This is a genomic window from Carnobacterium maltaromaticum DSM 20342 (assembly GCF_000744945.1).
GTDB lineage: Bacteria > Bacillota > Bacilli > Lactobacillales > Carnobacteriaceae > Carnobacterium > Carnobacterium maltaromaticum.
The window spans coordinates 967,518-990,330 of sequence record NZ_JQMX01000001.1 but is presented as its reverse complement, the minus strand read 5'-3'; the positions used below and the strand labels follow the sequence as shown (position 1 = coordinate 990,330).

Below are 22,813 nucleotides of genomic sequence, written 5' to 3'. Positions count from 1 at the left end.
TATATTAAAATACGGTCGAAATTAATGTTTTCTTTGGTAATATGAAGTATGATTATTCCTGTTACAGTATAGAGCGTATATTTAATAGATTATTTTGGTAGGTCTAAAAAATAATTGAAATTTTGTGATGGATGACCATTTATGATAGAGCTGAGAGGATGAAGTTGTGTGTTTGGATTTGGAAGCAAGGATATTGGAATTGATTTAGGTACTGCGAATACAATGGTCTATTTGGATGGTAAAGGAATTGTATTAAGAGAACCATCAGTAGTAGCAAAAAATACAAATAATGGTGATATAGTAGCAGTTGGTGAAGAAGCAAGAAATATGATTGGTAGAACCCCAGGAAGCATTGTAGCAATTCGCCCAATGAAAGATGGAGTTATTGCTGATTATGAAACAACTGCAGCTATGATGAAATATTATATTCAAAAAACAATTGGAAAATCGAGTTCAAAACCTTATGTGATGGTATGTGTACCTAGCGGAGTAACTGAAGTTGAAAAACGTGCAGTTATCGATGCTACACGCACAGCTGGTGCAAAAGATGCCTTTATTATCGAAGAACCGTTTGCTGCTGCTATTGGTGCAGGTCTTCCAGTAATGGACCCAACAGGTAGTATGGTTGTTGATATTGGTGGTGGAACAACGGATGTTGCAACGATTTCTTTAGGTGGAATCGTGAGTAGCCGTTCAATTCGTATGGCTGGAGATCGTCTAGATGATGCGATTATTCATTATGTACGTAAGAAATTCAATTTATTAATTGGTGAAAGAACAGCTGAAGCCGTGAAGATGGAAATAGGTTGTGCTTCTGTTGAAAAATCAAAAGAATATGGCGATATGAGTGTTAGAGGTCGTGATTTACTAACTGGCCTACCGAAAACAATTGAAATTTCAGCAGTCGATGTATCTCAATCACTACAAGAAGTTGTCGAAGCAATTATAGTTGCTGTTAAAGAAACTCTTGAAGAAACATCACCAGAAATTTCAGCAGATGTTATTGATCACGGAATTGTATTAACAGGTGGCGGAGCATTATTGAAAAATATTGCTGAAGTCATTGCAGACGAAACACAAGTACCAGTATTTGTAGCAAATGAGCCACTTGATTGTGTTGCCATTGGGACTGGTGAATCATTGAAACATATTGATTTATTTAAGAAAAACGCAAACCGTTAGAATCTATTCTTTCAAGTACACCTAGTTGTAGATGATGAAATATCCGTTCTTTTAATTAAGTGAGCTATCTGAATAGTTTGACGTTGCGAGGAGTTTTTAACTTCTCGCTTTTTTTAAGGGCTAAAAAGCATAACTGAGCAGTGATTAAATGTCGAAAAATAGCTTGAAAATAGAAAAAACAACACAAAAAAACTATTTTTCTTAAAAAATTACAAAGAGTTTAGTTTTTCTTAATAAAATTAGTTTATTATTACAGAGATATGGTAAAATAGAGAAGGCCATTAAGGCAAAGTGGGGTGACGAATTGCATCAATTTTTTTCAAATAAGAAGTTAATTATTTTGTTAGTAAGTGTAATTGCTTGTATGGGTTTAATTGCATACTCTATCAAAGAACGAGCAAAACTGCCAATTGTTCAACAATTTACCAATGATATTACGGCAATCACTGGTCGTGTTTTTGCTAAACCCGCTAATGCGGTCGTTAGTTTTATTGACTCTATTGATGACTTGAAAAATACTTATGAAGAAAATCAATTGTTAAAATCTAAAATTGATAAACTTTACGAGCAACAGGTTCAGCTTGCTGATTTAAAAGAAGCCAATAAAAAAATGCAAGAACAGTTAGACTTGCAAAGTGATATTTCTGATTTTAATAAAATCAACGGAACCGTTATTGGGAGAAATCCAGATACTTGGATAGATCAAATTATTGTTGATCGAGGCAGTCAAAATGGAATCGAAAAAGGCATGGCTGTAATGTCTGGTCCAGGACTTGTGGGGCGTGTTAGTGAAGTTAGCCCAACTAGTTCAAAAGTTCAATTAATTACAACAGCAGACACTAAAAACAATCGAGTTGCAGCAGAAGTTCAAGGTGGAGCAGCTCCAGTTTTTGGGATTATTAATGGGTACGATAAAGAAACGAAACGTTTAATTATGAAACAAATTACAGCAGACGCAGTTCCAGAGAAAGGCACGCAAGTTGTGACATCAGGATTAGGTGGAAAAACCCCTAGAACACTTCCAATCGGTGAAGTAGATGAAGTCAAGCTAGATTCTTTTGGATTATCAAAAGAAGTTTATGTGAAACCTTATGCGGATACAAATGATATTCGTTACGTGACGTTTATTCAACGTAGCGCTGAGAGTGGTGAATAACTAAATGAACATGAATTTAAAGAAAAGTTTTTTACCACCGCTAATTATTTTTTGTTTTTTTCTGATTGATGGAGTTTTAGCTGCTTTATTTTCTAAAACGTTTTATGATGGAAACTTTGTTTTAGTTCCTCGTCTTATAGTCATTAGTTTTGTGATGATGTCCTTTTATCTTCCTAGAAATAAAATGTTGCTTTATGCAATTATTTTTGGTTTACTGTATGATAGTTACTACAGTGGAGTTTTAGGTGTATATGTAGCCCTATTTCCAATAATTGTTTATATTACCGAAAAGTTAAAAAAAGTATTAAACCCGAATGTTTTAGTCGTGGGAATGATGTTAATTATCAATCTTAGTATGGTTGAGGGAGCGCTTTACCTTTTCTATCAAGTCTTAGGTCAAAATACGATGGACGTTAATAGTTTCTTGGCGGAACGTCTGGGACCTACGTTGCTTCTAAATAGTGCGATTTTTATTTTTCTATATTTTCCGTTGAAAAAAACTATTTTAAAGCTTACTGAGAGCTAGAGCAGAAAATATAAGCTTGAGTGTGAAAAGTAACAAATGGTGTTGGAGGTTATGAAAATGAAACAAAGTGTGACGTTAAAAGGGACGAAAGACGGTTTTGTTTTGACTTTAGATGAAAGTGTTGCTTTTGAAACAGTACTAAGTGATTTAGATCAATTACTTGAAAAGTTACATTCTGAAAATAAAGAACAAAAAGAAGTCCAAAAAGGAATCAGTCTAGAAGTAAAAACAGGGATGCGACTTTTTTCAGAAGATGAAAAAGCTGAGATTACTGAAAAGATTAGTAGCAAAAGTCAATTTCAGTTAAAGAAAATTAGCGCTGAAGTATTGACCTATCAACAGGCCACAGAATGGCACGAAAGCAACAGCTTGCAGATGGAGATTCAAACGATTCGAAGTGGACAAGTTTTGCAAGCACCAGGTGATATTTTATTAATTGGAAAGATTCATCCAGGTGGCACGATTCGGGCTAGCGGAAGTATCTTTATACTGGGAGAGCTTTTAGGTCTAGCTCATGCTGGGTTTGATGGAGACAATGAAGCTATTGTTGTGGCTGATTTTCAAACAGATGCACAAATTCGAATTGCTGAAAGTGTACAAATCATTGAAAATAAAGCTAAAAATCAAGCTGGCACGGACGAAAAACAATTTGCATATATTAATGACTTGCATATTTTAGATTTTGAAGGATTAGATAAATTAAGAACGATACGACCTAAGATGGGCAAAGTGACAGGAGGATTATTTTAATGGGGACAGCAATTGTCATTACATCTGGTAAAGGTGGAGTTGGTAAAACAACATCAACAGCCAATATTGGAACAGCTTTAGCATTGCAAGGGAAAAAGGTATGTTTGATCGACATGGATATTGGACTTCGTAATTTAGATGTTATTCTAGGTTTAGAAAATCGAATTATCTATGATATTGTGGATGTTGTTGAAGAGCGAGCAAAACTGCATCAAGCGATTATTAAAGATAAACGATTTAATGATAATCTTTATTTATTACCAGCTGCACAAAATGCAGATAAAAGTTCTGTTAGTGGGGAACAAATGATTGAAATCGTGGATCAATTACGACCAGACTATGATTATATTTTAATTGATTGTCCAGCTGGAATTGAACAAGGCTTTAAAAATTCAATTGCAGCAGCAGATAGTGCGATTGTTATTACAACACCAGAAATATCAGCTGTGCGTGATGCAGATCGAATTATTGGATTATTAGAACAAACGGAAATGGAATCACCTCGTTTGATTATTAATCGTATTCGTCAACGTATGATGCAAGAGGGTGAAGTATTGGATATCGATGAAATTACGAAGCATTTATCGATTGATTTATTAGGTATCGTTTTTGATGATGATAGTGTTATTCGTTCATCTAATAAGGGAGACCCAATTGTTTTAGATCCTAAAAATCCAGCTTCATTAGGGTATCGCAATATAGCGCGTCGTATTTTAGGTGAAACAGTTCCTTTAATGTCCTTTAAAAAAGAGAAAAAAAACTTTTTTCAAAAAATATTTGGCAAATAATTAAGAGTGTGCTATACTATTAAAAAATGATTAGAAAAAAGCTTTGAAGAGAAAAAGTAAGACTAGTGAATTTTTAGAGAGATTGCGGTTGGTGGGAAGCAATCAAGGAACTAGATTCTGAACACACATCTCTGAGCTGGCAGTTGAACCTCCATATGTGAGCAGTAAACTATCCCGGGAGTTCCCGTTATAGGACTAGCGTTTAGAAGCTTGAACGTGAAGAGGTAGCTTTTGTGAAGAAGCTACGAATAAAGGTGGAACCACGATACTTAAACATCGTCCTTTGATTCTCAATTATGAGAGTCAAAGGACTTTTTTTGTTTTACAAGCTAAAACAAGCACTAAAAAAAAGAAAAAGGGGAGTAAAAAAATATGAAAAAATTACAAATGATCTTAGTCATAGCAGGGGTATTTATCTTAGTTGCAGCGTGTGGCAAATCAGGAGCAGGAAATAAAAAAGAAGCAAAAGAACAAGACTCATATAGTCAAATTGAAAAAAATGGAAAACTTGTTGTTGGGTTAGATGATACATTTGCACCGATGAGTTATCGTGATAATAATGGTGATATTGTAGGTTTTGATGTTGATTTAGCTAAAGCTGTAGGTGAAAAATTAGACTTAAAACTTGAATTTCAAGCAATTGATTGGGCGATGAAAGAAACAGAACTAAATGCAGGTAATATTGATTTAATCTGGAATGGTTATACAATTACACCAGAAAGAAAAGAAAAAGTTGCCTTTTCAACTCCGTATCTAGACAATAGTCAAGCGATTATTGTTTTAAAAGATAGTGAAATTCAGAAGAAATCAGATTTAAAAGGTAAGACAGTGACCGCTCAACAGTCTTCTAGTGCCGTTGATGCAGTGAAAAACGATTCCGAGGTTACTTTGACGGACTTAAAAACAGGTGATTTAGTTCAATATCCATCTAACAATGATGTATTTAATGATCTTGAAGCTAAACGTAGTGAGGCAGCAGTTGCCGATGAGGTATTAGCTAGATACTATATTAGTTTGAAAGGTGCTGAAAAATATCGTATTTTGACTGAAAATTTTGGTAAGGAAGAATACGGTGTTGGTATGCGTAAAGCTGATAAGCAGTTAAAAGAAAAAATTGATCAAGCTTTAGCCGAGTTAAAAACAGATGGCACCTACGATAAGATTTATGCAACATGGTTTGGCAAAGAAAAATAAATAAGTTGAAAATGGGGGAATAAAGATGAAAAAGAAATTAATTTTAGTTAGTCTGCTGTGTTTAGCTTTTGTAATCGGGGGATGCAAAAGTGAAACAAAGGCAAATACAAATGAAAAGAATAAAATTATTGTTGGTTTAGATGATACATTTGTACCGATGGGTTATCGAGATAAGGCTGGTAAAATTGTAGGTTTAGATGTGGATTTAGCTAAGGAATTTGGTAAACGTGCAAATGTTGACATTGAATTTCAGCCGATTGATTGGGCGATGAAAGAAACAGAGTTAAATTCTGGTAATATTGATTTAATTTGGAATGGGTATGCGATGAATCCTGAACGTAGTGAAAAAGTTAATTTTAGTACACCTTATTTAGAAATTGGTCAAGCGATTATTGTTTTAAAAGATAGTCCAATTGAAACGAAAAATGATTTAGCAGGCAAGACAGTCGCTGCGCAACAATCTTCTAGCGCTGTTACGATTTTAAGCCAAGATGCACCAGAGTTGTTAAAATCATTTAAAGGAGGCGAAATGGTTACGTACGCTTCGAATAATGATGTGTTTAACGATTTGGATAGCAAGAGAAGCGAGGCGATCATAGTAGGAGAAACATATGGCCGCTATACAATTAAGCAAAAAGGTGAAGACAACTATCGCATTTTAAAAGAAAATTTTGGTGTTGAAAACATTGCGGTAGGGGTTCGTAAAGCAGATAAAGAATTATTAAAACAAGTGAATCAAGCTTTGAAAGAAATGGAAGAAGATGGAACGAAAGAAAAAATAGTCAATAAATGGTTTAGTGAGTAGATAAATCAACTAGATTATTAAAGAAAATTATGAGGTGAAGTAAATGATAACGGAGATAATTCCCGCTTTATTAGATGGATTGAAAATGACATTGTTACTCTTTTTTATTATATTAATTATTTGTATTCCTTTAGGGTTTTTGGTAGCATTAGCTAGGGTTTATGCACCGAAATTTATCTCCTTTTTTATTCAAGTTTATATTTATATTATGCGTGGGTCACCCTTGTTGCTCCAATTAATGATTGTTTTCTTCGGGTTGCCATTAGTTGGGATTACATTAGACCGTTTTTCCGCAGCAATCATTGCTTTTAGTTTAAATTACGTTGCTTACTACGCCGAAATTTTTCGCGGCGGAATCATAGCCGTTCCAGTTGGTCAATTTGAAGCCATTCAAGTTTTAGGAATTGGGAAAATTCGTGGTTTCCAAAGAATCATTCTGCCACAAGTTTTCCGGGTGGTCTTGCCATCTGTTGGAAATGAAGTGATTTCATTGGTTAAAGATACCTCATTAATTTATGTAATCGGCTTAGGTGAGTTACTTCGAGCAGGGCAAATAGCTGCTAATACTTATGCATCATTAATTCCATTTGTAGCTGTCGGATTGGTTTATTTAGCGATTACGGGTATTGTTACGCTTGGTTTAAATCAAATTGAAAAAAAAGTTCGTTTTTAATTTTATCTGGATAGAAAAGTATTAGTTAGATAGAATCTCAGACGAAAAAAGCTCGTGTTAATTTTTGAATAAAAGGAGTGAAGATAGATGATTTTAGAAGTAAAAAATGTAACAAAAAAATTTAATGGGCTACCAGTTATTCAAAACTTTGATTTTAGTATCGCTGCTGGCGAAATTGTTACCCTAGTTGGAAAGTCAGGTACTGGGAAAACAACCCTTATGCGCTTGATCAATAATTTAGAAAAAGCGGATAGCGGAACAATTAAAATTGGCAATCAATTGTTATGTGAAACGAAAAATGAACAGAGTGTTTATGCATCAAAAAAAGATATTCGTGCCTATCATAATTCAATCGGGATGGTCTTTCAAGATTATCAACTATTTCCTAATCTAACGGTACTAGAAAATTGCTTAGAGGCCCCGATTGCTCAAAAATTAGATACAAAATCAAATTTAATAAAAAAGGCAGAAGAGTTATTAGGACAAGTTGGATTAAGCGATAAAATTCAAGTTATGCCTAGTACATTATCCGGTGGCCAAAAACAAAGAGTTGCTATTGCACGAGCGATGATGCTCAATCCTAAAATCTTATGTTTTGATGAACCTACATCGGCTTTGGATCGTGAATCTACAGCCGAAATTGGAAAAATGATTCAAAAAATCGCAACAGATCAAACGGGAATTCTAATTGTTACTCATGATTTAGAATTTGCTGAAGATATAGGAACTCGAGTTGTTAGTTCAGAAGAATTCATCAATAAATGAGTTTTCATGGATTCATTTCAATAAAAACATTGACGGAGCAGGGTATATTTGTTATGATGTTAATGTTGTAAATGTGTAGCACCACAACTACAACCGCGCGGGAATGAGTCTTAAGTTCATCTAGGTGACGCTCACGACGGCGAGTCTAAGTCTAATAAGGAGGTGCGAATAAATGTACGCAATTATCAAAACAGGTGGAAAACAAGTTAAAGTTGAGGTAGGCCAAGCAATTTACGTTGAAAAATTAAACGTTGAAGCTGGTGAAACTGTTAGCTTTGATGAAGTAATCTTAGTAGGTGGCGAAGAAACAAAAGTTGGAGCGCCAACAATCGCAGGAGCTACTGTTGAGGGTACTGTAGAAAAACATGGTAAACAAAAGAAAGTTACTACGTTCAAATACAAACCTAAAAAACATACTCACCGTAAACAAGGTCATCGTCAACCTTATACAAAAGTTGTTATTAACGCAATTAACGCATAAGAAAAGTGGTGTTCAAAATGATTCAAGCACTATTCAAGCGTGATGAAGATGGAAACCTAGTTTCTTTCGAAATTACTGGACATGCAGAGTCAGGACCCGATGGCAGTGACATTGTGTGTGCCGCTGTATCAGCTTTGACTTTTGGAGCAACAAATAGTATCGAAGCCTTAGCCGGATTCCAACCACTAGTTGAGATGGATGAAGAAAATGGTGGACATCTTTATGTTGAAGTTATCCAAGATATTAATCGTGAGCAGTCACACATAGCTCAGATTCTTTTAGAGAGTCTTCTGTTGTCAATAGGGACTATCGTAGAAGAGTATCCTGAGTATGTCAAAATAATAAAATAAATACAAAAAAGAAAACATTCAGGAGGTGCAACTCATATGTTGAAAATGAATTTACAATTCTTCGCCCACAAAAAAGGTGGCGGATCTACAACTAACGGACGTGACTCAAACTCTAAACGCTTAGGCGCTAAAAGAGCAGATGGTCAAACTGTTACAGGTGGTTCAATTTTATACCGTCAACGCGGAACTAAAATTTACCCAGGTGTAAACGTTGGAATTGGTGGAGACGATACACTTTTTGCTAAAGTAGATGGTGTAGTTCGCTTCGAACGTAAAGGTCGCGACAAAAAACAAGTATCTGTATACCCTGCAGTTGCTCAATAAGTCTAACCAATTAAAAGAAGGAAAGAGAAGTTGATTCTCTTTCCTTCTTTTTTATTTACTGAAAAGCTTTGACTTCAATAAGAACATATGTTAAATTAAAAACAGTAAGCGTTTTCTTTTTGTGTAGAATGAAACGTTTCATTTTAAAAGGCTAGTTTTTATGAGCCAACTCCTCGAGAAAAAGATGAAAATACGAAGTGACAAAAAGCGTCACATCAATTTTCCCCTATTTTCTTACTGGAGCTAAGCGGCTCAACAAACTTTTTATCAAGGCTAGTTCTTATGAACCAGTCTCTCGGAAAAAAGATGGAATTTCGAGGCGACAAAAAGTGTCACATCAAATTCCCCTATTTTTCTGCCGAGCTAACCGGCTCAACAAAATTTTTATTCAGGAGGTGATAAAATGGCGACAACGATAAAAGATATCGTCGAAAGAACGGGTTTATCTTTAGGAACAGTTTCAAAATATTTAAATGGTGTATCTGTAAAACCAAAAAATAAAGTATTAATTGATGAGGCAGTTGAATTTTTAGATTTTAAAGTAAATTTATTTGCACGAGGTTTAAGAACAAAAGAGTCAAAATCAATTGGAATCATTATTCCTTCTTTAGAGCTAACGTTTTCAACAAAAATCGTGGCCATTACAGAAAAATACTTAGCTCAAAATGGATATGTTGTGATGATTTGTGTGGTTACAGGCGATGAAGAAATTGATTCAGAAAAATTACAAAATCTAGTTAATCAAAGTGTGGATGGTTTGTTGGTGATTCCGCCAGCTAAAAACCGCTTTTTAACTACATGGCTAGAAAAAATGAAAGGATTCATTCCAGTTATTGTCTTAGATCGCTATCTAGAATCAAATGTAGTGTTTGACCATGTAGTTGTAGATAATCGTCAGGCGGCTAAAAAGGCAGTTACAAGGCTTCTTCTAAAAGGACATACTAGAATTGGAATTATTGCAGGAGACAAAGGGGGCTATACTTCTAAAGAACGACTTTTAGGTTACCAGGATGCTTTAAATTCTCAAGGAGTTTCTTTAAAACCAGAATATATTGTTTACGGTGATTTTTCAAAAAAAAGTGGTTATGATGCCTGCCAAGAATTATTTGAGTTGCAAAATGTCCCCACAGCAATTTTTGTAACAAATTATGATATGACCGTTGGAGCTTTAGAATGTTTTAATTCATACCAGAAAAGAATAGGAGAGGATATTTCTTTAATTGGTTTTGATTCTGCTGAAATCTCAACAATTCTAACACCAAAACTTTCAATGGTGATCCAACCAGTTGATAAAATGGCAGAATTTGTCGCTGAAGAATTATTAAAAGCCATTAGAGAACCAGAAAATGTAAAATCTAAAAGCACAGTATTTACTTGTGAGTTATTGATCGAGGATTCAATCCAATCTATAAAATAAGGGTAAATAGAATAGTAAAACAATAAAAATGAAACGTTTCATTTTTAGGGTAATATAAAAAATAGAATTCAGTTATAACTATAATCACGAATCCAAGACGGCAAGATAGTCAAATGAACTAGGAGGAAAATAAAATGACAAGAAGACCAATTATTATTGATACAGATCCAGGAATTGATGATGCAGTTGCAATTGCAATTGCATTAAATAGTGAAGAGCTTGATGTTAAATTAATTAGCACTGTAGCAGGAAATGTAGATGTTGAAAAAACAACGAGAAATGCCTTGAAATTAGTGACATTTTTAGGGAAAGAGACCCCAGTTGCTAAAGGTGCTGATCGGCCATTACTAAAAGAGCTGGAAACTGCTAGTGATGTTCACGGAGAATCAGGTATGGATGGATATGAGTTTCCTGAGTCGCAAAATAAAGAACTATCTATTCACGCTGTTGAAGCATTGAAAAAATATATTTTAGCAAGTCCAGAAAAAATTACGTTGGTACCGATTGCAGCTCTAACTAATATTGCCTTATTATTTACTATGTATCCAGAAGTGAAAGAAAATATTGAGGAAATTGTTATGATGGGCGGGACACTATCAAGAGGGAATACGAACTCAATTGCTGAATTTAACACATATGTGGATCCTCATGCTGCACAGATGGTTTTTCAAGCAGGTGTTCCAATTACAATGGTTGGCTTAGATGTTACGGACACAGCGGTTTTAACCTCAGTTGAAAATGAACAAATCAAAACTTACGGAAAAGTTGGAGAAATGTTTTATGCACTCTTCCAACATTATCGTGGAGGAAGTTTGAAATCCGGTTTGAAAATGCATGATGTTTGCGCTATTGCTTATTTACTTCAACCAGAAATGTTTAAAACACAACTAACCCATGCAGAAATCCAATTAGAAGGGCCAGCTGCTGGAGCTGTAATTGCTGATTTAAAAATGAATTACCATACAACTACAAATGTATCCGTTTGTTTAGAAATTGATGTAGAAAAATTTCGTCATTGGACATTAAAAGAGTTGCAAAAAAATCAATAGAGGGGGGATGAAAGAAAAATGATTGAAATTTTTTTAGTTATACTTGTTTTAGGAGTTGTTGCGTACTTAATTATTAAAAACTATAATCCAATTCTGACCTTAATTAGTGGAGGATTAGTCTTATTAGCATGTGCGGTTATACTAGGCCACCCGTTATATCCAGCTGGAGAAGGGACAGGTTTAGGTGTTTTTGATATTTTTATGAAATTTAAAGATACGATTATTGGGCAAGTTCAATCAGCGGGCTTAGTTATTATGATTTTATTTGGCTACTCAGGGTACATGAATAAAATTGGGGCCAATCAAGTTGCCGTCAATTTATTAGTGAAACCAATGATGAAAATTAAAGCTAAAGCTCTATTTGTACCCATTATTTTTCTAATAGGAAACTTAATGTCTTTAGTTATCCCAAGTGCATCGAGTTTAGCGATTATTTTAATGTCAATTCTATATCCTATGTTACAAGGTATTGGTATTTCTTCCCTAACTGCAGCCGGAGTGATCGCGATGACTGCAACTATCATGCCTACACCTTTAGGAGCAGATAACGTTATTGCGGCAGAAACATTAGGCTATGACTTATTAAATTATGTGATGTGGAATGCAAAAATATCCATTCCAACACTATTCATTATTGCAGTGGCACACTATTTTTGGCAGAAATACTGTGATAAAAAAGAGGGCGCTAGTGCTTTTATCGAAATGGATCAAGCTAAGCTAGAAAAGATTGAAGAAAGTAATACACCTACTTTTTATGCAATTTTACCATTAATGCCATTACTCTTAATTTTAATTGTTGGGATTATGAGTATAGTTATAAAAGGAATTACGATGGATATCTTTGTATTAACAATGATTGCTTTCTTTATTGCAGTTTTGATTGAAACATGCCGTTATCGTTCTTTTAAAACAGTCCAGTTGTCAGCTGTTGAAATGTTCAATGGCATGGGCCAAGGTTTTAGCCGAGTAGTGATGTTGGTAGTGGGAGGCTCTCTTTTTACTACAGCTATCCAATCATTAGGAGTTATTGATAATCTTCTTTCTTCTGTTGAATCCTCAACATCAGCTGGTATTGTCACAATGTTTATTTTTAGTGGTGCAACAACATTGTTTGGCATTTTAAGTGGTGGAGGACTAGCTATGTTTTATGCGGTGATTGAACTAATCCCGAATATTGCAGATAAAGCAGGTGTGGACGGAATTTTAATTACGTTGCCAATGCAAATGATTGCCAATTTGGCTAGGACTATTTCACCTGTGGCAGCGGTGGTTATGATTGTTGCTTCAACTGTTGGGGTTTCACCTGTTCGAGTTCTAAAAAGGACCAGCGTCCCAACCATTGTAGGTATTGTTTCTGTGATTGTGTTGTCGTTATTAATTTTGCCTTATTAAAATGCAAAAAAGCTTCTTATAAATGGTGTGTTCATTTTTAAGAAGTTTTTTTTATAAAAATAATAACGAAGTATCTTAGTGAAGTTAAAAAGAAATGAATAATAGGAACATAATAATTTTATCTTGAAAAGAAGCACAATATCAGATAGAATAGGACAAGTAGCTGTGACCTAATAATAACAATCGATTGACTATTTTGGTTCGTGTTATGTTTAGAATGTGAAGAAGAGGTGAATGTACGTTGACCATCAATCAAATTGAACAATTATTTAAACTTTTAGATGAATCTTCGTTAGTATTGAAAAATGAGCTAGATAGTTCTTATTTAGATGCTCTTTTGGAAACTGGAGAAAATCTAATTGATGGAAAACAAGCAAGACAAGTTGAAGGCGTCCCAACCGAAGCCGTTATTGAGCGTTTAAATCGTTTGTATGCGCAATGGGAAAAAGATGAAGTAACTCCAGAAAAAATCAGAAAAGCTTTTCAGTTAGCCTTATTAAAAGGTGCTAAAGTAGATAATCTACAAGCTAACCATCAGATGACACCAGATGCAATTGGTTTCATAATGAGTTATATTATTGAAAAAATGATTGGCGATGAGGCTACTAAGATTCGTATTTTTGATCCTGCAGTTGGAACAGCAAACCTGTTATCAACTATCTACAATCACTTAACACTTAAAAACATAGTGGTAGAAGCAGAAGGAGTAGATATTGATGATCTATTGCTTTCCCTTGCATCGGTACTAATAGGGCTTCAGAGACAGTCAATTAAGCTGATTCATCAAGATGCTATTCAAGATTTATTAGTTGATCCTGTTGATGTTGTCGTTAGTGACTTGCCGGTCGGTTTTTATCCACTAGATGAGCGAGTAACAGACTTTAAAACGAAAGCCAAAACAGGTCATTCGTATGCACATCATCTGTTAATAGAACAAAGTGTTCATTATTTAAAACCAGGTGGAGTAGGCGTATTTCTAGTTCCTTCTCAACTATTTGAAACAGAAGAGGCTCCGGCTTTGACAAAATTTATTCAAGAAACAAGTTATTTACAAGGTATGTTACATTTACCAAAGGAATTATTTAAAACAGAACACTCACGTAAATCAATTCTCTTGATTCAAAAGAAAGGCGCAGAAGCAAAACAAGCGAAACAAGTTTTACTTGCGCAAATTCCTGACTTTAAAAATCAAGCAGCTATGCTGCGTTTTATGAATGAAGTTGACACTTGGAAAAAAGAGAATAATTAATAAATTAACTATAAAAGGGGACTTATAAAAAATGACAAAAACAATTGCAATTAATGCCGGAAGTTCAAGTCTAAAATGGCAATTATTTGAAATGCCAGCAGAAACAGTTATCGCTAAAGGAATCGTGGAAAGAATTGGATTAAATGATTCTATTTTCACAATTAAATACGGTGAAGGTCAAAAATTTGAAGAAATTTTAGATATTAATGACCATGAATTTGCAGTTGAAATGTTATTAAAACAATTGATTGAATTAAAAATCATTGGTAGCTTTGATGAAATTACAGGTGTCGGTCACCGTGTTGTAGCTGGTGGCGAAATCTTTAAAGATTCAGCACTAATTACAGGAAATGTTTTAGATCAAATTGAAGAGTTATCTGAATTAGCTCCTTTACACAATCCAGCTAATGCAACAGGAATCCGTGCGTTTAAAAAATTATTGCCAGAAATTACTAGTGTGGCAGTTTTTGATACATCTTTCCACACAACAATGCCTAAAACAAGCTATTTATACAGTATCCCAATGAACTATTATGAAGATTTTGCAGCACGTAAATATGGTGCTCACGGAACATCTCATAAATTTGTTTCAGAACGTGCAGCAGAAATGCTTGGTCGTCCATTAGAAGAATTAAAATTAGTTTCTTGTCATTTAGGTAATGGTGCATCTATTACAGCTATTGACGGTGGAAAATCAGTTGATACTTCTATGGGATTCACTCCACTTGCTGGTGTAACAATGGGAACTCGTTCTGGCGATATTGATCCTTCATTAATTGCTTATTTAATGGGTAAATTAAATATTACAGATATTAACGAATTCATCAATATCTTAAATAAAGAATCTGGTTTACTAGGTTTATCAGGAATTTCAAGTGATATGCGTGACTTAGAAGTTGCTCAATTAACAGATGAAAATGCGAATGTTGCATTACGTATCTTTGCAGATCGTATTAAAAAATACATTGGTTCATATATTGCAACAATGAACGGTGTTGATGCTATTATCTTTACTGCTGGTATTGGTGAGAATGATATTCACATGCGTAAAGAAATCATTGATGGTATTACAGTCTTTGGTTGTGAAATGGATGCTGAATTAAACAATGTTCGTAGTGATGAACGTGTTATTTCGACACCTGATTCAAAAGTAAAAGTATTATTAATTCCAACAGACGAAGAAGTTATGATTGCTCGTGATGTTGAGCGTTTAAGTAAATAATAGTAAAACAAAAAGAGTAAAGATGTCAGTTTCTGACATCTTTACTCTTTTTTTATTTTTGTGGTATTTTATTCTCTAAGTCAGTTCGTACAACTAAGACATCACAGGGAGCTTGTCGGATAACATACTCTGAAACAGACCCAATAAATATACGTTCTACAGCATTTAAACCCGTAGCACCAACCATAATTAAATCAACTTTTTTCTCTTCAGGTATTTGTTTTGCAATTAGAGCTTTTGGAGAACCATACTCAATTGTGTAAGAAACATCTTGGACATCATGTTTTTTTGCATATTTTACATATTCTTCCATCGTGTTTTTAGCTTGCTCAGTTGCTTGTTCCGCCATGGCGCCATCAAAACTTGAGACACTTTGAAAAGCTCTAGTGTCAATAACATGTAATAAAAGTAAAGCGGATTCATTCCGGTTCGCAACATGAACAGCTTTTTTAAAGGCTAATTCAGCTTCTTCAGATCCGTCAACGGCAACTAAAATGCGTTTGTATTGTTGTAACATGTGAATCACTCCAATTCATCTGATTTTTATGATATGATAGAAGATATAGTTTAGCTTCTACATTCATTTTACACTAAAACAGTAGAAAACTAAACCATGAACTCTTTAAATTATTAAATTTCTAATGAAAGGATTTCTTAATTTGAAAAAAGAATTTTGTTTAATCCAAGATGTTTTTGCTGAGCCTAAATTTAAGCTATTTAAAAACTATTCTATAGAGCATCAATTGATTTATTTACAAGATATTAGCCCAGAAATCCTTGAAAACTTTGCGAAGCAGCGGGGAGTTGGAGCAGTCAAAATGACAGCACTAATCGAGCGACTAGCAGGCCCAGTGTCAACATTGCCACTAGATGTATTTACTACAGAATAAAAGGTTAGGAGAAAAATACTCTCCTAACCTTTTTAGTCGATTCTTCGATTCAATCCGAGTATTAATAGTAGCATTATGGCACATGTAGCAACTAAAAATAGCAATAAAAGCCAAGTTGAATGAATGAAAATTAACACAAGTGCAAATATACCACATAATAATAGTAGAGCACCATAAGATTTAAAAAACACTTGATTTGCTGCATGTTGATTTTCTTTTTCATTAATAATCAGAATACTAGCTTTTCCCGATAATAAAAAACCAGCAGTTGCAAATAAAATTAAAGCAAAGAGAATCATTAAAATCGTCATACTTAAGAAACTCCTTTCAATAAATGTGACAGTTCCTATTTAGGATAACATAAATTTCAATCAAAATAGAACAATAAACTAAAAAATCATTTCTTTTTTTTCAGTTTGTTAATCTTGTCATATTGCCCTGCTAAGCTTGCTTCATATTTCCCTGTATAATTAGGGACATAATAAGTTGCATTTTTTAACTTATCTGGTAGATATTGCTGATCTACCCATGCCTCTGGGTATGCATGAGGATACTTATAGTCGATTCCTCGTCCAAGGTCCTTAGCACCGCTATAATGGGAGTCTCTTAAATGGTCTGGAACATCGCCACTTTTACCAGCACGAATATCACTTAAAGCGGCATCTATCGCTACGTAAGTCGAATTAGATTTTGGGGACAAGCATAAGTCGACAACGGCATTAGCTAAAGGGATTCGAGCTTCCGGAAAGCCCAATTTCTCTGCGGCTTGAACAGCTGTGACAGTTCGAGCTGCGGCTGCAGGATTTGCCAATCCGATATCTTCATATGCGATTACCATTAACCGTCGAGCAATAATGGGTAAGTCTCCAGCTTCAACCAAACGTCCCATATAATGTAAAGCGGCATTTACATCACTACCTCTAATCGACTTTTGTAATGCTGAAATCACATCATAATGAGCATCGCCGTTTTTGTCATGAGTCAGAGCTTTTCGTTGGACACATTCTTCAGCGATAGCTAAATCAATGATAATGAGCCCATCTTGATTAGGGTGAGTTGATTTGACGGCTAACTCAAGCCCGTTCAAGGAACTGCGTAAATCTCCGTTAGTTGCTCTTGCAAAATGCAGTAAAGCTTCTTCAGTGACTTCTACAGCGCTATCTCCTAGTCCATTGACCTTATCGACTAGCGCCCGTTCAATAGCCACCTCAATATCAGAAATTTCTAGTGGCTTTAATTCAAAAATCTGAGTCCGACTACGAATCGCAGGATTGATTGTAATATAAGGATTTTCAGTTGTAGCACCAATCATTACAACACGCCCATTTTCTAAATGAGGCAATAAAAAATCTTGTTTTGGTTTATCTAAACGATGAACCTCATCTAATAATAAGATGACAGTCCCGCTCATTTTAGCTTCTTCAACGACAATTTGTAAGTCTTTTTTTGTATCTGTTGCCGCATTCAACATTCGAAAAGCATATTTTGTTGACCCTGCGATGGCACTTGCAATGCTTGTTTTTCCAATACCAGGCGGTCCATATAAAATCATCGAAGATAGCATTTTAGACTCAACCATACGTCGAATAATTTTTCCTTCTCCAACAAGGTGAGTTTGGCCAACAATTTGATCAATATTTGTAGGCCGCATACGAAAAGCTAATGGCTGATTCATAATTTCCTCCTTTATATGCATAGATTAGATTTATTTTTTGAATTCCTCTTTTTGGTATGAATTACATGTGAAACTAGCTTAATGAAATCAAAAACTTATCTATGTTTAGATTATTCACTCGTAAGAACTATAAGAATAGTATACCATTTAATTATGAATCCTACCACGGAAGGGAACGAATGTTCAAATGGTTTCGGTTTCATTATGTTTTAGTAATAGGTTAGATAACTTTACAAGAAAACCCAATAAAATCAAGACTTTTTTCGCTTTTTTTGAGTGAAATGTGGTATATTATGGGGGTATGGAGGAATGTTCATGAATATCTATAAACAGTTTTTAATCATTTTAAGCTTTTCTTTCTTAGGCGAAGTACTGTCAAAGGTCTTTAATTTACCTGTGCCAGGAAGTGTGATTGGCATGTTATTTTTATTTTTAGCATTAGAATTTAAAATTTTGAAAGTCAAAGACGTTGAAACAGTAGGGGGCTTTTTATTAGGAAATCTAAGTATTCTATTTTTACCTGCTGGTGTCGGAATAATGGTTTATTTTCCGATTATTAAAGATACGTGGTGGTTATTATTACTTGTTTCAATTATCACGACAGCTTTCACGGTAGCTTTTGTGGGCGTAATTGTCCAAGCAGTTAAGCGTAGATTGGAAGACAGTGCAGTTGACTTAGATGAAACGAGAAAGGATGACGCAAAAAGTGTATCAAGAACTTACAAGTAATCCTATGTTTGGTTTAATGTTATCTATTGGCATGTATTTATTTGCTTTAGCTATTTTCAAAAAATTTCCTTTTCCTTTATTTAACCCATTAGTTTTATCAACTATTTTTGTCATTATTATCTTAAAAGTTGGGCGTATTTCGTATGAAAATTATTTCGAAGGCGGAACAATTTTAAATATCTTGATTACTCCAGCAACAGTTGCTTTGGGAATTCCATTATATAATACGTTTCATTTGTTAAAAAAACATGTTCGTTCAATTTTAACTGGAATTATATGTGGAACGATTGCAAGTACTTTTCTCACAGGAGCGTTGGCAGTTGCCTTGCATTTAAAAAAAGATTTAATTGTTTCTATTATGCCAAAATCAGTTACGACGGCAATTGCGCTAGGTATTTCAGAAAAAATGAATGGTATTGCGACTGTCACCCTAGTGATGGTAATTGTAACAGGAATTATTGGCTCAATAATTGGCCCACCTATTTTAAAAAGGCTTAAAGTGGAAGATCCAGTTGCTAAAGGTATCGCCTTAGGAACATCTGCTCATGCAATTGGGACCTCGAAAGCCTTAGAAATGGGGCATGTAGAAGGGGCAATGTCTGGTTTAGCTATTGGTGTAACTGGCGTTGTAACTGTTTTTGTAGCACCATTGATGATGAAATTTATTCTAGTTCTTTTTTTCTAAAATTGAAAATTTTCCTTTTAAGAAAGCTCTTTGTTCTTTGAAGGAGTATTTTTTTATTTAATTATGAATATGGACGATAATTGTATGGAACTTGGTTCGTGTTAGTAAGCTTTTTATTTAACCAGAATGATATTCTTAATGTGTTGAATGGTTCAAGAAAAAATGAAAGACAAAAACTATTCAAACAAAAAAATATCAAGGAGGAAAAAGAAATGGCAGACAATACAACAGATAATGCAAGATTTATTTTTTCATATTTTAGAGGGAAAGGGTGGACAGCACAAGCAATTTGTGGAATGCTGGGCAATATGCAAGGAGAATCTGGTATCATTGCAGATAAGGATGAATATGGTGGAGGTGGTGGTTACGGTTTAGTCCAGTGGACACCAAAATCAAATTTAGTCAATTGGGCTAATGCAAATGGGCTGAATTATCGTTCAGTTGAAACGCAATGTAAAAGAATTCAATGGGAGCTAGATAACGGGCAACAATTTTATGCTACTGGAGCTTATCCAATTAATTTTAGACAATTCAGTCAGAGTACACAAAGTCCAACTTATCTAGCAAGTGCTTTTATTAATAACTATGAACGACCAGCTAATGCTAACCAACCTCAACGCGGAGTTTGGGCAGAAGAATGGTACCGCACATTAAATAATGGGACAATTCCGCCAATTGGCGACGGTGGAAAAAAAGTCACAAAATACTTTTGTGGGATAAATGTTGGTACAGATTTTACGCAAGTTCAAGCCTATCGAGTTGCGATTAATAACCAATGGAAAATTGATTATCTGGATATTTATTATTATCAAAAAGATAGTAATTGGTTTATTGGAATAAACAACTTGAATTTTACAGGTGATGGCGGAGTCGAAGCCTATCGAATGGCGTTTAATAATGTGTTTGGTATTCCTTTTGATAAAATCACGTATTACTCATATGAAGAGCAAGCTTGGGAAATTGGATATTCAGGTGTTTCGTTAACAGAATATCAAAATTTACGATTAAGAATGATGGCTAAAGGTCTACAATTACGTGAAGTTAAAATTGGAACTAACCCAGATCGATATGATGTATTAGCGATTAATTTATCTTTCAGAGATATTCAACGCTATCGATTACAATTTATGAGTGAGTTCGCTGATATTATCGTTGGAACTCGTGTAACATATAAAGAAATGTAAAAATTAAGTTTTGAATTTAAAAATTGTAAATTGATAACTCCATAAAATAAAAACTAGAATTTTTTTAAGTTTTATTTTATGGAGTATTTAGGTAAAGCTAAATACATAGTGAATAAATCGTTTTATATTATCTCTAATTTAGAAAAAGTTGTTATTTTGTTTAAATAAGGTGCAATTTTGTCTGTTTTTTGAGATAATAGAAAAGAGTTTAGTCTAAATGAAGACAAGAACAGTAGATAAAGGCAAAAATCCACTTACACTGGGAATAGGTAGTGTGGAGAGAGGAGTTCATTCATGTCAGATACAGAACAACGCGAAAGAATAAAAATTCAGTTTAAACCCCAAATTATTGAAGATACAACGACAATCACTGATCAAATGGTTGATACTGTAAAAGGAACATTAAATGAATTGATTACTGAGTCTGTTTCAAAAGTGAATGAATTAAACATTCAACGCTTTGAAGAAAAACAAGCAGAGCTGGAAAAAGAATATCAATCAAAAATTGGTGAACTAATTGCTGAATATGAAGTGAAAAAAAATGAACTTGATCAAAAAATCGCGGATAAAGAAAAGCTTGTTTTAGAAAATGCTAAGTTAGAAGCAGAATCTATTTTACAAAATGCTTATGAAGAATCCAATGAAATGTATCAATCGGTTCAAAATGAAATTATAAATTTAAAAGCTCAATTAATGGATTACCAAGCCGAGGTTGAAAAAGAAAAGCAAGAACAAGATAAAGAATTGGCTAGGCGCTTAGATGAACTCAATTTGGTTTATCAAAAAAAGCAAGCTGAATTAGAAGCAAGCTTAAATGAGAAAGAGCAAGCTTTGTTAAGAGATGCTCGTAACGAAGCCAATCAAACTAAAGATGAAGCTAAACAAGAGTCCTTATTACTTTTGTCTGAGGCCCAACTTAAGGCAGCCGATTTGCGAGACGGAACAGCTCAAGAATTATTAGAAGAAAAGGCTGAACATCAGGCTAAATTATCCGATGATTTCCTACGTCTTACGCGAGAGAAAGAGTGGTTTTCTTTGTATCAAGAACAAGTAGAACAAAGGTTTATCGAAAAAGAAAGAGCTTTATATCAAAAAACACAAACTGAGTTAGATGAACTACAATTAAAAGTTCACGAACTACAAAATCAAAGTGATTTTTATCAAGACATGGATCAAGAAAGAAAAGATAAATCTTTTTCAATTGGACTTTATATTTGTTTAGTTGCTGGAGTAAATGTAGTATTAATCTCTTTATTTGGTCAAAATTCAGTTGTATTGCCAATTTTGTCGGCTTTCTTAGGTTCATACCTCATTTACACTACGCTAACAGATGGTCGTTTTGAAAGCGGAACGAAGAAATTAACGAAAAAAAATGAATGGTTAATTGAAAAAAATGATGAATTGGCTAAAAAAACAACAGAGTTAACTCAAAGTTTACAGGAAGTAATGACTGAAAAAGATCAATTGGCTAAAGCTAAATTTGAACACGAAGCGTTAGTCCAAAATCTTGAAGAGTTGAAAGATTTAGTTCGTAAACAGGGAACTCAGAGAAAATTAGTTGAATCAGAAAATATTGTGTTACGTAAACGTTTGATGGATCAAAAAAAAAGAACAGAATAGATAGTAGCCTCCAAAATTAGAGTACTATTTAATTTTGGAGGCTTTTTTTAACGATTATAGCTAAATTTGACAACTTTCTAACAATTTTAGAAATTAAACTGAATTTTTTCAATTTTTTGAGCGCATCTTTTTCTTTTATAAAGTAAGTAGGCTATAATTATGAAGCAAAGTATTACGATCAAAGGAGTTATTAAATAATGACACTAGCATCTGAGTTTGAGCAAGTAAAGGAATTTCACGAGACCTTTAGTCCAGCTACTAATAAGACACCAACAGCATTTACTGTTGAAGAAGCGTTATATCGCGCAGATTTTACAACAGAAGAAATACTAGAATTTTTATATGCAACAGTTGAAGGAGATTTGGTTGCATTTGATCAACTTGTCGCAAAGTGGCAAGAGGGAATTACAAAAACGGTAAAAAAAATCAAAACAGAAGCCAAACCCGTTGAAGATAAATTAATTGGTCAAGTAGATGCACTCACAGATGCAAACTACTTTAACTATGGTTCATTTGTTTTATTAGGGGTTGATCCCAGACCGATTTTTAATTTTGTTCATCAGGCAAATATGGGGAAATTATTTCCAGATGGCAAACCTCATTATCTAGAAGGAGATGGCAAAGTTTTAAAACCTGATAATTGGGAAACCGACTTTGCTCCTGAAAGTAAAATAAAGGCTGAAATTGAACGACAAAAACAACTATAA

26 protein-coding genes and 2 other annotated features are annotated in these 22,813 nt (G+C 34.2%); of the genes, 23 read left to right on the top strand and 3 right to left on the bottom strand.

Annotated elements, in window-relative coordinates; all coding sequences use genetic code 11:
• Positions 1 to 168 precede the first annotated feature (168 nt).
• The 17 genes from BR77_RS04675 to BR77_RS04595 all read left to right on the top strand — a co-directional run bounded on the left by BR77_RS04675 (position 169) and on the right by BR77_RS04595 (position 15,323).
• A complete protein-coding gene (locus BR77_RS04675; RefSeq protein ID WP_010050438.1) occupies positions 169 to 1,182 on the top strand; it encodes a rod shape-determining protein in 1,014 nt (337 codons plus the stop codon).
• 304 nt (positions 1,183 to 1,486) lie between these two features.
• Entirely contained in the window at positions 1,487 to 2,338 is an 852-nt protein-coding gene (gene mreC, locus BR77_RS04670; RefSeq protein WP_010050442.1) for a rod shape-determining protein MreC, read from the top strand.
• A 4-nt stretch (positions 2,339 to 2,342) separates the two neighbouring features.
• Positions 2,343 to 2,864 (top strand): rod shape-determining protein MreD, encoded by a 522-nt coding sequence (gene mreD, locus BR77_RS04665; protein ID WP_010050443.1) that lies wholly within the window; start codon positions 2,343 to 2,345, stop codon positions 2,862 to 2,864.
• A gap of 57 nt (positions 2,865 to 2,921) precedes the next feature.
• On the top strand, positions 2,922 to 3,614 hold the full coding sequence (locus BR77_RS04660) for a septum site-determining protein MinC (protein ID WP_015076082.1): 693 nt from the start codon (positions 2,922 to 2,924) through the stop codon (positions 3,612 to 3,614).
• Positions 3,614 to 4,402 (top strand): septum site-determining protein MinD, encoded by a 789-nt coding sequence (gene minD / locus BR77_RS04655; RefSeq protein ID WP_010050445.1) that lies wholly within the window; start codon positions 3,614 to 3,616, stop codon positions 4,400 to 4,402. The genes BR77_RS04660 and minD overlap by 1 nt, the downstream gene beginning before the upstream one ends.
• A 34-nt stretch (positions 4,403 to 4,436) precedes the next feature.
• Positions 4,437 to 4,689, top strand: a binding site (T-box leader).
• 85 nt (positions 4,690 to 4,774) lie between these two features.
• Positions 4,775 to 5,596, top strand: a complete 822-nt coding sequence (locus BR77_RS04650) for an amino acid ABC transporter substrate-binding protein (protein ID WP_015076084.1) — start codon at positions 4,775 to 4,777, stop codon at positions 5,594 to 5,596.
• Positions 5,597 to 5,621: 25 nt separating this feature from the next.
• Positions 5,622 to 6,401, top strand: a complete 780-nt coding sequence (locus BR77_RS04645) for an amino acid ABC transporter substrate-binding protein (protein ID WP_010050447.1) — start codon at positions 5,622 to 5,624, stop codon at positions 6,399 to 6,401.
• Positions 6,402 to 6,444: 43 nt separating this feature from the next.
• Positions 6,445 to 7,074 carry an amino acid ABC transporter permease gene (locus BR77_RS04640; RefSeq protein WP_035064084.1) on the top strand — a complete coding sequence of 210 codons (630 nt, stop codon included), beginning with the start codon at positions 6,445 to 6,447 and terminating at the stop codon, positions 7,072 to 7,074.
• Between the two features lie 87 nt (positions 7,075 to 7,161).
• A complete protein-coding gene (locus BR77_RS04635; RefSeq protein ID WP_015076085.1) occupies positions 7,162 to 7,839 on the top strand; it encodes an amino acid ABC transporter ATP-binding protein in 678 nt (225 codons plus the stop codon).
• A gap of 81 nt (positions 7,840 to 7,920) precedes the next feature.
• Positions 7,921 to 7,996 (top strand) — a sequence feature (ribosomal protein L21 leader region).
• A gap of 15 nt (positions 7,997 to 8,011) precedes the next feature.
• Positions 8,012 to 8,320: a 50S ribosomal protein L21 gene (gene rplU / locus BR77_RS04630; RefSeq protein ID WP_010050453.1), complete on the top strand. Its 309-nt coding sequence runs from the start codon at positions 8,012 to 8,014 to the stop codon at positions 8,318 to 8,320.
• A gap of 17 nt (positions 8,321 to 8,337) precedes the next feature.
• Positions 8,338 to 8,670, top strand: coding sequence for a ribosomal-processing cysteine protease Prp (locus BR77_RS04625; RefSeq protein ID WP_010050454.1), 333 nt, complete (start codon positions 8,338 to 8,340; stop codon positions 8,668 to 8,670).
• A gap of 36 nt (positions 8,671 to 8,706) precedes the next feature.
• A complete protein-coding gene (rpmA, locus tag BR77_RS04620; RefSeq protein WP_015076086.1) occupies positions 8,707 to 8,994 on the top strand; it encodes a 50S ribosomal protein L27 in 288 nt (95 codons plus the stop codon).
• A 403-nt stretch (positions 8,995 to 9,397) separates the two neighbouring features.
• Positions 9,398 to 10,411, top strand: a complete 1,014-nt coding sequence (locus tag BR77_RS04615) for a LacI family DNA-binding transcriptional regulator (RefSeq protein ID WP_015076087.1) — start codon at positions 9,398 to 9,400, stop codon at positions 10,409 to 10,411.
• 134 nt (positions 10,412 to 10,545) lie between these two features.
• Positions 10,546 to 11,460 (top strand): ribonucleoside hydrolase RihC, encoded by a 915-nt coding sequence (gene rihC / locus BR77_RS04610; protein ID WP_015076088.1) that lies wholly within the window; start codon positions 10,546 to 10,548, stop codon positions 11,458 to 11,460.
• 18 nt (positions 11,461 to 11,478) lie between these two features.
• Positions 11,479 to 12,852: a C4-dicarboxylate transporter DcuC gene (gene dcuC / locus BR77_RS04605; RefSeq protein ID WP_015076089.1), complete on the top strand. Its 1,374-nt coding sequence runs from the start codon at positions 11,479 to 11,481 to the stop codon at positions 12,850 to 12,852.
• Between the two features lie 241 nt (positions 12,853 to 13,093).
• Positions 13,094 to 14,101: a class I SAM-dependent methyltransferase gene (locus BR77_RS04600; RefSeq protein ID WP_015076090.1), complete on the top strand. Its 1,008-nt coding sequence runs from the start codon at positions 13,094 to 13,096 to the stop codon at positions 14,099 to 14,101.
• Positions 14,102 to 14,132: 31 nt separating this feature from the next.
• The gene (locus tag BR77_RS04595) at positions 14,133 to 15,323 is read left to right on the top strand and encodes an acetate/propionate family kinase (protein ID WP_015076091.1); all 1,191 of its coding nucleotides are present in this window, start codon (positions 14,133 to 14,135) and stop codon (positions 15,321 to 15,323) included.
• A 52-nt stretch (positions 15,324 to 15,375) separates the two neighbouring features.
• On the opposite strand, the gene BR77_RS04590 is transcribed toward BR77_RS04595, so the two are convergent.
• Positions 15,376 to 15,840 carry a universal stress protein gene (locus BR77_RS04590; RefSeq protein ID WP_010050541.1) on the bottom strand — a complete coding sequence of 155 codons (465 nt, stop codon included), beginning with the start codon at positions 15,838 to 15,840 and terminating at the stop codon, positions 15,376 to 15,378.
• 142 nt (positions 15,841 to 15,982) lie between these two features.
• On the opposite strand from BR77_RS04590, the gene BR77_RS04585 reads away from it, so the two are divergent.
• Positions 15,983 to 16,213 (top strand): hypothetical protein, encoded by a 231-nt coding sequence (locus tag BR77_RS04585; protein ID WP_010050542.1) that lies wholly within the window; start codon positions 15,983 to 15,985, stop codon positions 16,211 to 16,213.
• A gap of 32 nt (positions 16,214 to 16,245) precedes the next feature.
• On the opposite strand, the gene BR77_RS04580 is transcribed toward BR77_RS04585, so the two are convergent.
• Positions 16,246 to 16,524, bottom strand: coding sequence for a hypothetical protein (locus tag BR77_RS04580; protein ID WP_010050543.1), 279 nt, complete (start codon positions 16,522 to 16,524; stop codon positions 16,246 to 16,248).
• Between the two features lie 86 nt (positions 16,525 to 16,610).
• Positions 16,611 to 17,888 (bottom strand): replication-associated recombination protein A, encoded by a 1,278-nt coding sequence (locus BR77_RS04575; RefSeq protein WP_010050544.1) that lies wholly within the window; start codon positions 17,886 to 17,888, stop codon positions 16,611 to 16,613.
• 315 nt (positions 17,889 to 18,203) lie between these two features.
• On the opposite strand from BR77_RS04575, the gene BR77_RS04570 reads away from it, so the two are divergent.
• The 5 genes from BR77_RS04570 (at position 18,204) to BR77_RS04550 (ending at position 22,813) form a co-directional block, all read left to right on the top strand.
• Positions 18,204 to 18,617: a CidA/LrgA family protein gene (locus BR77_RS04570; RefSeq protein WP_015076092.1), complete on the top strand. Its 414-nt coding sequence runs from the start codon at positions 18,204 to 18,206 to the stop codon at positions 18,615 to 18,617.
• Positions 18,583 to 19,302 (top strand): LrgB family protein, encoded by a 720-nt coding sequence (locus BR77_RS04565; RefSeq protein WP_035064077.1) that lies wholly within the window; start codon positions 18,583 to 18,585, stop codon positions 19,300 to 19,302. The genes BR77_RS04570 and BR77_RS04565 overlap by 35 nt, the downstream gene beginning before the upstream one ends.
• Positions 19,303 to 19,514: 212 nt before the next feature.
• A complete protein-coding gene (locus BR77_RS18970) occupies positions 19,515 to 20,486 on the top strand; it encodes a phage tail tip lysozyme (RefSeq protein WP_016356399.1) in 972 nt (323 codons plus the stop codon).
• A 294-nt stretch (positions 20,487 to 20,780) separates the two neighbouring features.
• Positions 20,781 to 22,106 (top strand): hypothetical protein, encoded by a 1,326-nt coding sequence (locus BR77_RS04555; protein ID WP_035064074.1) that lies wholly within the window; start codon positions 20,781 to 20,783, stop codon positions 22,104 to 22,106.
• 197 nt (positions 22,107 to 22,303) lie between these two features.
• A complete protein-coding gene (locus BR77_RS04550) occupies positions 22,304 to 22,813 on the top strand; it encodes a pyrophosphohydrolase domain-containing protein (protein ID WP_035064070.1) in 510 nt (169 codons plus the stop codon).